Annotated in this window: 8 protein-coding genes; 5 read left to right on the forward strand and 3 right to left on the reverse strand. The window is 43.6% G+C overall.

Annotation, left to right across the window (positions count from 1 at the left end):
• Window positions 1–105 precede the first annotated feature (105 nt).
• The 3 genes from rseP to IGI78_RS05770 all read left to right on the forward strand — a co-directional run bounded on the left by rseP (window position 106) and on the right by IGI78_RS05770 (window position 7,611).
• Window positions 106–1,374: an RIP metalloprotease RseP gene (rseP, locus tag IGI78_RS05760; protein WP_081118765.1), complete on the forward strand. Its 1,269-nt coding sequence runs from the start codon at window positions 106–108 to the stop codon at window positions 1,372–1,374.
• A 69-nt stretch (window positions 1,375–1,443) separates the two neighbouring features.
• The gene (locus IGI78_RS05765; protein ID WP_081118764.1) at window positions 1,444–3,153 is read left to right on the forward strand and encodes a proline--tRNA ligase; all 1,710 of its coding nucleotides are present in this window, start codon (window positions 1,444–1,446) and stop codon (window positions 3,151–3,153) included.
• A 108-nt stretch (window positions 3,154–3,261) separates the two neighbouring features.
• On the forward strand, window positions 3,262–7,611 hold the full coding sequence (locus IGI78_RS05770; protein WP_081118763.1) for a PolC-type DNA polymerase III: 4,350 nt from the start codon (window positions 3,262–3,264) through the stop codon (window positions 7,609–7,611).
• A gap of 286 nt (window positions 7,612–7,897) precedes the next feature.
• Here IGI78_RS05770 and IGI78_RS05775 read toward each other — a convergent pair whose 3' ends face one another.
• The 3 genes from IGI78_RS05775 to IGI78_RS05785 form a co-directional block, all read right to left on the reverse strand.
• Entirely contained in the window at window positions 7,898–8,839 is a 942-nt protein-coding gene (locus tag IGI78_RS05775; RefSeq protein ID WP_077452611.1) for an AEC family transporter, read from the reverse strand.
• A 106-nt stretch (window positions 8,840–8,945) separates the two neighbouring features.
• A complete protein-coding gene (yidC, locus tag IGI78_RS05780; protein ID WP_010749323.1) occupies window positions 8,946–9,875 on the reverse strand; it encodes a membrane protein insertase YidC in 930 nt (309 codons plus the stop codon).
• A gap of 124 nt (window positions 9,876–9,999) precedes the next feature.
• Window positions 10,000–10,278, reverse strand: coding sequence for an acylphosphatase (locus tag IGI78_RS05785; RefSeq protein WP_005236969.1), 279 nt, complete (start codon window positions 10,276–10,278; stop codon window positions 10,000–10,002).
• Between the two features lie 95 nt (window positions 10,279–10,373).
• On the opposite strand from IGI78_RS05785, the gene IGI78_RS05790 reads away from it, so the two are divergent.
• Together IGI78_RS05790 and IGI78_RS05795 are read left to right on the forward strand one after the other, a co-directional pair.
• Window positions 10,374–11,135: a TrmH family RNA methyltransferase gene (locus IGI78_RS05790; RefSeq protein WP_195265704.1), complete on the forward strand. Its 762-nt coding sequence runs from the start codon at window positions 10,374–10,376 to the stop codon at window positions 11,133–11,135.
• Between the two features lie 124 nt (window positions 11,136–11,259).
• Window positions 11,260–11,769, forward strand: coding sequence for an HD domain-containing protein (locus IGI78_RS05795; protein ID WP_077452608.1), 510 nt, complete (start codon window positions 11,260–11,262; stop codon window positions 11,767–11,769).
• Window positions 11,770–11,810: the final 41 nt, after the last annotated feature.

Consider the following 11,810-nt stretch of genomic DNA (forward strand, 5'->3'; position numbering starts at 1 on the left):
ATTCTTGTTACAACGGGAATGTGAGTTCCTCAACGGGAACCGGTGTGATAAAATAAGGAAAGGCTGCCCTGAATGAGAGGGATGCTGTGAAAGAGAGGAACGAGCATGAAAACGATACTTGTATTTATCATTATCTTTTCCGTGGTGGTAGTGATTCACGAATTCGGACACTACTTCTTTGCAAAACGGGCAGGTATTTTAGTAAGAGAGTTTGCCATCGGTATGGGGCCTAAATTGTTCGCGCATCAAGCGAAAGATGGGACGACCTACACGATTCGGATGCTGCCATTAGGCGGGTATGTCCAAATGGCAGGCTGGGGCGAAGATGAAACCGAATTAACGCCTGGTATGCCAGTCTCCTTGGTTCAAGATGCAACTGGTAAAGTCATCAAAATCAATACGAGCAAAAAGATCCAATTGCCGCAAGCGATCCCCATGGAAGTGACCGACTTTGACTTGGAGGAGAAGCTGACGATCACTGGCTTCATCAACGGCAATGAACAAGAAGCAGTTACGTACGCTGTGGATCATGACGCAACGATTATTCATGAAGATGGCGTTGAAGTTCGGATCGCACCAAAAGACGTTCAATTCCAGTCCGCAAAGCTTTGGCAACGAATGCTGACGAATTTTGCCGGACCGATGAATAACTTTATTTTATCCTTGGTTTTATTCACTGGGTTGGTGTTTGCGCAAGGTGGTGTCGCGAACCAAGATGCAACCATCGTGACAGGAATCGAAGCAGGAACCCCGGCAGCTGAAGCCGGACTGCAAAATGGCGACGAAATCCTAGCAGTTGAAGGCGTCGATGTTTCCAACTGGTCAGAATTGACGACAGAGATCCAAAAGTATCCAGATACTCAGATTGCTCTCGAAGTTAAACGAGGAGCAGAAACACTTGATTTGACGGCAACTCCTGCGAGTCAAGAATCTGGGGAGACTACGATTGGTTTCTTAGGGATCACGGCTTCGTTAAAAACTGGCATCGGAGACATCTTACTTGGCGGCTTGCAAACGACCATTGACAATTCATTGGTGATTTTTAGAGCAGTCGGCAACTTGATCGCCCAACCAGATATCAATAAATTGGGTGGACCGGTAGCGATTTTCCAACTGTCTTCTCAAGCCGCATCGCAAGGTGTCACAACGGTGATCGCCATGATGGCGATGATTTCCATCAACTTGGGGATCTTTAATTTATTGCCGATTCCTGGATTAGATGGTGGGAAACTGGTTTTAAATATTTTAGAAGGTGTGCGAGGCAAGCCAATCAGTCAAGAAAAAGAAGGCATCATTACCCTGATTGGGTTTGGGTTTTTGATGCTGCTGATGGTTCTCGTTACCTGGAATGATATCCAACGTTTCTTCTTTTAAAAATAAGACGCACAAGCAAATCAATTGTTGATCGGGTGAACATGATTTTTTGTAGCAAAGGAGAAAAAAATGAAACAGTCAAAATGTTTGATTCCGACATTGCGGGAAACCCCCAGCGATGCGGAGACGTTAAGTCATCAACTGTTAGTTAGGGCCGGGTATATTCGACAAGTGGCGGCAGGCATCTATGTCTACTTGCCGCTAGCACAAAGGGTGTTAGAAAAGATCAAGCGGGTCATTCGTGAGGAACTGGCACAAATCGATGCCGTAGAGATGGCGATGCCTTCTTTGCTTCCGTATGAACCATGGAAGGAGTCTGGACGGGCCTCATTGTATGGTGAGTCTTTGTATCGGTTGACAGATCGAAACGAACGAGAGATCGTTTTAGGGCCCACTCACGAAGAGCCGTTCACGACATTGATCAAAAACGAGATCACGTCTTATAAGCGGCTACCCTTGAGCTTGTATCAGATCCAAACGAAATATCGGGACGAACAGCGGCCGCGCTTTGGATTGATTCGCAGCCGTGAATTTATCATGCAAGATGGCTATTCTTTTCACGCCGATGAAGCCAGCTTAGATCAAACCTATAATCGCTACGAAATGGCTTACCATGCCATTTTGAAACGCTGTGGGATCGAATATCGGACAGTGGTCGGGGATAATGGCTTGATGGGTGGCCGAGATTCAAAAGAGTTTTTGGCATTGTCTGGAATCGGCGAAGAGCTGATCTGTTATTCGACTGAAAGCGACTATGTCGCCAATTGGAAACTAGCAACTAGTCAGTATATCGCTAAAAAATCTCATGAGACCTATTTAGAGTTACAAAAAGTCGTTCATGAAGAGTCTCTATCGTTAGAGGAACTGGCGAAAACATACGAAACGGATTTGCAAAAAATCGTTCAAGTATTTTTGCTACTCGTTGACGAGCAAGTCATTATGGTATTGCTTCGAGGTGATCACAGTCTTAATGAAACAAAGATCAAGCATTTTTTAGCCGCTGATCAAGTGAAGATCTTGACTGCTGAAGAAGCCGAGTCCTATCTGACCAGTGACGCACAACTTCGCAGCCCCATTGAGCTTGCTGATTCGATCCAATTGTATGCCGATCAGCATGTCCAAGATATGGCGAATCTGATCGTACCAGCGGCAGAAAAACAGAGCTATTTTCTTAATGCAAATGTAGGCCGTGATTTTCAACCACTAGCCTTTGCCGATTTTCGCTTGGTTCAAGAAGGCGATCCTTCCCCAGATGGAAAAGGGACCTTAACCTTTACGCGAGGAATCGAAGTTGGGCATATCTTCAAGTTAGGAACCAAGTACAGCGAGGCGCAAGAAGCGACGGTTGTCGATGAAAATGGCGATGAACAACCAATCATCATGGGCTGTTATGGTCTGGGGGTTTCTCGGTTGCTATCAACGATCGTTGAACAATATGGCAATGAGTTTGGGATCGATTGGCCCCAAGAAATTGCCCCATTTGATGTGCATATCATCCAAACGTCGATTGAAGATAGCTATCAAAATGCCTTAAGTGAAGAAGTAGAAGAAATGATGAACCAAGTTGGCTATCAAGTATTGGTGGATGACCGCAATGAACGTGCAGGGGTCAAATTTGCAGATGCCGATTTGATTGGTTGTCCGATTCGCTTGACCATCGGTAAAAAAGCCGTAGAAGGCATCGTGGAGATCAAAATCAAGCATACTGGCGCAACCGTTGAAGTGAGGAAAGAAGAAGTCGCTTCGACCCTAACGATTTTGTTAGCCAACCAAGAATAAATCGAAACAAATGGTAGATCGAGAAAGGAAATCCTTTCTCGATTTTTTAATGAAAGTGAAGACAAAAAGAGGTATACTAATGAGTACTGAGAAAAGGAGGATCTTCAATTGTCAAAAGAAAGAGAGACCTTTGAGATATTATTAGACCAAATTGCAGCTGCCCAAAATCTTCGGCAGCATCCATTGATGCAGACTGCCCAAATCAGACAAGTAACCGTGCATCGACAATCAAAAGCCTGGACGTTTTATTTCCAATTCGAACGTTTGTTGCCGGTGATGGTGTATCAGTCCTTTAAACAACATATTGAATTGGCATTTAAAGAGATTGCGGAAGTTCGCATTGTCATTGAAGCTCAAGACGGTTCCTTTGATGAGCAGTTCATTCAAGAATACTGGCCATTAGCGTTAGCCAATCAAAATTGCGATCGGCCGTTAGTTCATCAAGTGATCAAAAATCAAATGCCTATGATTCAAGAGAACAAGGTGATTTTACCCGTCAACAATGATGCGGTCATCACGATTTTGCAGCAACAGTACTTACCGATCATTGAGGAAAATTATGGGACTTTCGGGTTTCAAAAATTTCGGATCCTGCCACAGCTAGACAAAGAACAGGCTGAGGCAGCCTTGAAAGAACTTGAAGCACGAAAAGAAGAACAAACGGCAGCCTTCCAATTGCAAGCCGCTGAGAACTTAATGGCGCACGAGCAACGCAAAAAAGAAGTCAAAACAGTCGAATTTGACGGACCAATCGCCTTGGGACGTAATATTCCTGCTGATGAACCTGTGACACCGATGATCAATATCATCGAGGAAGAACGCCGAGTTACGATCCAAGGGTATGTCTTTGATAAAGAAGTCCGCGAATTGCGTTCAAAACGGAAGATTTTGATTTTGAAAATCACCGACTATACGTCGTCGTTTAGTGTGAAAAAATTCTCCAACAATGAAAAAGATGAACAAGTCTTTGATGCCATTGCTAAAGGTAGTTGGGTCAAAGTGCGTGGTAGTGTTCAAGAAGATACCTTTATGCGAGATCTCGTTATGAATGCGCAAGATTTGCTGGAAGTCAAACACGAGGCCCGCAAAGATTATGCACCTGAAGGCGAAAAACGGGTCGAACTTCACCTGCATTCCAATATGAGTACGATGGATGCAACCAACAATGTGGCAGACTTTGTCGCTCAAGCTGGCAAGTGGGGACATAAGGCGATTGCGATCACCGATCATGGTGGAGCACAAGGGTTTCCTGATGCCCATCACGCCGGAGAAAAAGCCGGGGTAAAAATTCTTTACGGTGTGGAAGCCAATATCGTGGATGACGGGGTAGCGGTTGCCTATAATCCGCAGCCTGTCCCACTGACTGATGCCACGTATATCGTGTTTGACGTGGAGACCACCGGATTGTCTGCAGTGTACGACACCATCATTGAATTGGCCGCTGTGCGGATGCATAAAGGCAACGTGGAAGGTTCCTTTGATGAATTCATCGATCCTGGCCATCCTTTATCACGAACGACCGTAGAATTGACGGGAATCACCGATGAAATGGTTCGGGGGTCAAAATCGGAAGAAGAAGTCTTACGTTTGTTCCGTGAGTTTTCTGAAGGAGCCATTCTAGTTGCCCACAATGCGTCATTTGATATGGGCTTCTTAAATACCAGTTATCGAAAATACGGTATCCCGGAAGCAGAAAATCCCGTCATTGATACATTGGAACTCGCTCGTTATTTGTATCCAGAGTTTAAGCGATTCGGTTTAGGTGTCCTTTCCAAAAAATTTGGCGTTAGTTTGGAGCAACATCACCGAGCGATCTACGATGCCGAGGCAACCGGTCATTTAGCGTGGATCTTTGTCAAAGAAGCGATGGAAAAACATGACATGCTACTGCACGAAGATTTGAACCGACACGTGGGGGGTGAGAACTCCTATAAAGCAGCTCGGCCTTTCCATGCCACGATCTTAGCCCGAACACAGGCGGGATTGAAGAATTTATTCAAGCTGATCTCGATGTCGAATGTGAAGTACTTCCATGATAAAGTTCCGCGGATCCCGCGCTCAGAATTGGTGAAATTGCGGGAAGGATTGTTAGTCGGAACCGCTTGTGATAAAGGAGAAGTCTTTGTCGCAATGATGCAAAAAGGGGTCGATGCAGCGCGGGAACTTGCCAAGTTTTATGACTACATCGAAGTCATGCCCAAAGCAGTTTATGCTCATCTTCTCGAAACGGAACTCGTGAAAAGTGAAAAAGATCTAGAAGACATCATTCGGAATCTGGTAAAGATGGGGGAAGAGTTAGGGAAAATCGTTGTTGCTACTGGGAATGCCCACTACCTGAACGAAGAAGATGCCATTTATCGTAAGGTCTTGATCAATTCGATGGGGGGCGCCAATCCCTTGAATCGACATAGTTTACCGGATGTACATTTCCGAACAACCGATGAGATGCTGACCGCTTTTCAGTTTTTAGGTCCAGAAGTAGCGAAAGAAATTGTAGTGACGAACCCGAATAAAATCGCTGATCTCTGTGAAAAAGTCATTCCGGTAAAAGATGATTTGTATACACCAAAGATTCCCGGATCTGAACAAGAGATCACCGACTTGAGTTACAACCGTGCCAAAGAGCTATACGGTGATCCATTACCAGAAATTGTGGAAAAACGTTTGAAAAAAGAGCTTGATTCGATCATTGGGAATGGGTTTTCCGTGATCTATTTGATCTCACAAAAACTGGTTCATAAAAGCAATGAAGACGGCTACTTAGTAGGGTCGCGGGGATCAGTCGGTTCTAGTTTTGTCGCAACTATGACTGGGATCACTGAGGTCAATCCATTAGCCCCTCATTATTATTGTCCCGATTGCCAGTATTCTGAATTTTATGAAGACGGCTCGTATGGTTCTGGTTATGATATGCCAGAGAAAAAATGTCCAAAATGCGGCACCCGTCTGAACAAAGATGGCCATGATATTCCTTTTGAAACCTTCCTTGGCTTCCATGGCGATAAAGTCCCCGATATCGATTTGAACTTTTCAGGGGAGTATCAGCCAGAAGCCCATAACTATACGAAAGTGCTCTTCGGTGAAGAGTATGTCTATCGTGCCGGAACGATCGGTACCGTAGCGGACAAAACAGCCTTTGGGTTCGTAAAAGGCTTTGAGCGCGATCATAATCTTCATTATCGTGCAGCCGAAGTCGATCGTTTGGCAAAAGGCGCCACTGGCGTCAAACGGACGACTGGTCAGCATCCGGGGGGGATTATCGTTATTCCAGACTATATGGATGTCTATGATTTCACCCCGATTCAATACCCAGCAGATGATCAAAATTCAGAATGGAAAACGACCCACTTTGATTTCCATTCGATTCATGACAATATTTTAAAACTGGATATCCTGGGACACGATGACCCAACGGTGATTCGGATGCTACAGGATTTATCAGGAATCGATCCTAAAACGATCCCCACGGATGATCCGGAAGTGATGCGTATTTTTGGTGGTACGGATGTGCTAGGTGTAACTGAAGAGCAGATCTACTCAAAAACAGGTACATTAGGCATCCCAGAATTTGGTACCCGATTTGTGCGAGGGATGTTGGATCAAACCCATCCATCGACCTTTGCAGAGCTCTTGCAGATCTCTGGTCTTTCCCATGGTACCGATGTATGGCTGGGCAATGCCGAAGAACTGATTCGTCGTGGAGATGCCAGTCTAGCAGAAGTAATCGGCTGTCGGGATGACATCATGGTGTATTTGATCCATGCTGGCCTAGATGACGGGATGGCCTTTAAAATCATGGAGACGGTTCGTAAAGGGCAATGGAACAAGATCCCTGACGACTTGCGGGACACTTACTTGCAAGCGATGCGGGAGAACAATGTCCCTGAATGGTATATCGATTCTTGTTCGAAGATCAAGTACATGTTCCCGAAAGCCCATGCGGCGGCGTATGTTTTGATGGCGTTGCGGGTGGCTTACTTTAAAGTGTACTTCCCAATTCTCTATTACTGTGCTTATTTCTCTGTCCGGGCGGATGATTTTGATTTGATTGCTATGTCAAAAGGAAAAGACGCCGTAAAAGAACGGATGCAAGAAATCACTGACAAAGGATTGGATGCGTCAACGAAAGAAAAGAATCTGTTAACGGTTCTGGAGTTAGCCAATGAAATGTTAGAGCGCGGTTATGAATTTGGGATGATCGATCTGTATAAATCGGATGCGGAAAACTTCGTGATCGACGGGAAAAAATTGATCGCACCGTTTCGAGCCGTGCCGAGTTTGGGACTAAACGTAGCGAAACAAATCGTGGAAGCACGAAAAGACGGTCCCTTCTTATCGAAAGAAGACCTCGCCAATCGCGGGAAAGTTTCTAAGACCTTGATTGAATACATGACGGATAACGGTGTTCTTAAAGATCTACCAGATGAAAATCAGTTGTCGTTGTTTGATATGTTATAAGTCAACAGCTGTTCACTTAAAAAAAATAAGCACATCATCGCAGCATCTAGTATAGTTAGTTTCTGCATGATGGGCTTTTTGTCTTGTTTGTGAGGGCAACCTAAGCAGTCACAATCTTGCGAAAATCAAAAGGATCGTGACTTTATAGTGAGAAATCATAAGGGGGGTGCCGCTTGGATAGCGAATCAATCGAACCATTGGCTTACAAAGAGGAGAAAAATACTCGTTACCGAAAGAAGCGAATGTCTTCGGTAACGAGTATTTTTCGACAAAGTTCGTTAAATAGCTAAAAAAAGAAAAAAAGCAAAACAGGCAAATACACCATGTACAGTAAGACGGAATACCCTAAACATGAAGTTGCAAATTCTTCGTCCCCTTGGTAGTTTCGTACAAGAATCGGGACAGAGTTTTGGACGGGCATAGAGGCTTGAATAATAAACACAGAAAGCATCAATTCAGGAACAGGGATGATTCTGCTTAACAACCACACGACTAGGGGCGAGAGAACGAACCGACCAAACAAGACACCGGCAATGTCTTTGGTCATTCGCAAGTTCTTGAGCCCGCCAAAGTAGACAATGATCCCGATGATAAACATTGATAGGGGCGTCGTTAAATCTGCTAGGTAGCTTCCAAGGCCATCAACAAATGAGGGCAGTGGTAAGGTGAACAGCATCCAGATCAAACCGATGATGAAACCAATCAAGGCTGGTGAAAAAATCTTTTTTAGCATGACCAATGGATGAAAGGAAATCCGGGCTTCACCAAAATCAGGATTGTCTTTTGCTAACTCAAAAATACCGATGGTCCAAAATAATGTCGTATTTACAATATAGTACAACAACACATAAGGAACGGCTTTTTCACCAAAAATGGCTAAATTGATCGGTAAGCCGATGAAGATCGTATTGGAAAAGGTAAACATGGCGGAAAATGCGCCTTGGTGTTTGGTTTCAACTTGCGCGAAACGGCGCCATAAATAACCGGCGAAGTAAGTGATCATCATGGAAAGCAAAGGGATGATCATCCCGGAAACTAATGAGAGAAACTCGTCTTTCGTAAAGTTTTTAATGATCGTCAAAAACATATTGGCGGGTAATGAGACATTTAACACCAGTTTTGAAAATGTGTCGGCGGTTCGATTAGAAAACCATTGTTTGTAAGACAACCAATAACCGATAAACATGAGACTGAAAATGACAAAAATATTGATATATGCTTGAAACATGCGCTCACCTCTCATTTACTATAGCGAAAGGCGCTAGAAGAAGCAACTGATTCCCATTTGAAAACAACAAAAAACCAAACCGCCCAATGAGCGATTTGGTCAAGAATTACTTCCGTTGCTGCTTGCCAGCGTTACGACCTTTTCCGTTAGGCTTTGTCGTATTTAGCGCCTTTTTGACAGCTTCTGTTTTTTCAGGCGTTACGTCTTTACGAGGCGTAACTACCGTTTTAGGCGGATTTGCTTTCATTTCCGCTTCGACTTGGGCACGAATTTTTGGTTTCATGATGACATTTGTGATAAACGTTTGGATACAACTGAAGACCCCACCAACTACCCAGTAAAGTGTCACACCAGCTGGTGCACTCATGGACATGAAAACGATCATCAATGGAGAAACGATCAACATGGTTTTCATCGTTTTTTTCTGTTCTTCAGGAATCCCGATGGTTGAGATATATCCTTGTGCCAAGTAGGAAAGACCAGCAATCGCCACAAAGAGAATGCTTGGGTCGCCTAAAGATACGCCAAAGAATTCAGAGTTTTGGATTCCTTGTGTGTAACGAGCGGTGAAATAAAGAGCAGAGAAGATCGGCATCTGAATCAGCAAAGGGAGACATCCGATACCGCCAAACATGCTGACGTTGTTTTCAGAGTAAATTTTTTGCATCTCCGCTTGCGCTTGCATTTGTTCTTCCCGAGTGGTTGCTTTTTTCAAATTGGCTTGCGCAATATCCACTTGGGGTTTCAGAAACTGCATTTTTTCACTTTGAACCATCGTTTTTCGAGACTGATGGATCCCTAATGGTAAGATAATGACACGGACAACGATCGTTACGGCGATGATCGCCCAGCCGTAAGACCAGTTGAAGTTTTCAACGAGCATCGTGATCATATCACCTAATGGTTTCACCAAAAAGCGATAAATCATTCCTGTTTCTTTCGGCGTACCATCAGCATTGGTACTGACACAGCCTGATAATGCTAATAACAGGCCAAATAATCCTGATGAAAGCAGCCATTTATTCATTTTAGACATTCTATTCTTCCTCTTCACAATAAATTTAGACAAAAATAACTATACTAAAAAAGACCGACTATTTCAATGTACAAAGAGAAATTCATTGAAAAATCAATCTTTCGACTTAGAAAACATTCAATTATCAATAATAGACTACGTCAAAGCTAGTACGTTCTTTAATGGTATCGTCTGGTTGGATGTCGATTTGGTTAACTTTCCCAGCGGGAGAAGGAGAATCTTTCACTCCGGCAACAAAGGCATCGATGATTTTTTCATCTCCCATCGCTTCAATCGAAACAGAACCATCTGCCTCATTTTTTACAGATCCTGTGACCCCCAACTGATCGGCAAGCATTTTCGTGGTATAACGAAAGCCGACACCTTGGACACGCCCTTGAACATGGATTCGTAGTTTCTTCATGGACAATCCCTCCTCTGCTTATAATGATAGCGTTTTTTCAGTAAAAGAACAAGTTAGATCGATTGACTCATGCTATAATAAATCGAGGTGACCACATGAAAGAAATTCAATCGAAAAAAAATACCTTTATCAAGGAAATCAAAAAACTAACACAAAAAAAACACCGTACACAGACCAATACGTATTTGATCGATGGCTGGCATTTAGTGCAAGAAGCGCTGCAGGCCAAAGTATCTATCAAAGCGTTGTTGGTAACACCGCGAGGGTTAAGCGAAGCCAACGGGCAGCTCGATGATTATCAGGAAGAAAGCTATTTGATTACAGAGGAGATCGCAGCGATGCTTTCTGATTTACCAACTCCACAAGGAATTTTTGCCGTGGTGGAAAAGCAAGAGCAAGACTTACAGACATTGACGGGCAACTGGTTGATTTTAGATAATGTGCAAGATCCCGGGAACGTTGGCACCATGATTCGAACAGCAGATGCCGCTGGATTTAGCGGGGTATTTCTCGGTGAAGGAACAGCAGATCTTTACAGCACAAAAGTCTTGCGCAGTATGCAAGGAAGCAACTATCATTTACCAATTTTAGAAGGAGCGATCCCGTCATTTCTCCAACAGCTACGCTCAGCTGGCGTGGCGATTTATGGCACCGAATTAAATAAAGAAGCCGTTCCTTATACCGAGCTTCCTAAACAACAAACAGCTGCCTTCATTTTAGGTAACGAGGGACAAGGGGTTCACCCAGAACTGTTGGCTTTGACTGACAAAAATGTGTATATTCCCATCTATGGTCAGGCAGAATCATTGAATGTCGCCATTGCAGCCGGGATTTTGATGTATTTTGCTGTCAGTTAGATTTTTAAGGAACTGTTAAACTATTAGAATCTGTTGCACCTCACCTAGAATCTTCGATGAATAGGTGCTATACTTTGTCTTGTAACAATCAAGCAGATCAAAAAAAGGTGGCAGACAAAAATTTATGACAGAAAAATGGCAAGAAGATAGCGAATATATGTCTTACGTGGCTGACCTGTTAGAAACAGAAGCTGTAAAAAAATTAGCCAACTTTGTGCAGCATATGAACTCCACACGTTTGGAACATTCGATCAGCGTCTCTTATTATAGTTACAAATTGGCCAAGAAATGGGGCGGCGATGCTCGTGCAACAGCTCGTGCAGGACTCCTTCATGATTTATTCTACTATGACTGGCGTACCACAAAGTTTGATGAAGGTACCCATGCGTATATGCATCCACGAATTGCAGTAAAAAATGCTGAAAAAATCACTGAACTAAGTGATCTAGAAAAAGATATCATCTTGAAACATATGTGGGGAGCAACGATTGCGCCGCCACGTTATAAAGAAAGCTATATTGTTACAATGGTTGACAAATATTGTGCGATCAAAGAAGCATCAGAACCACTTACAGAAAGTATGAAAGAAAAATGGCAACAACGTTTCTGGAAGAAACATCGTACGATGCAATAAGAAAAAAGTTCTTCGAACCAGCCGGTTCAAAGAACTTTTTT

It is taken from the genome of Enterococcus sp. DIV1767 (genome assembly GCF_050542585.1).
GTDB lineage: Bacteria > Bacillota > Bacilli > Lactobacillales > Enterococcaceae > Enterococcus_D > Enterococcus_D innesii.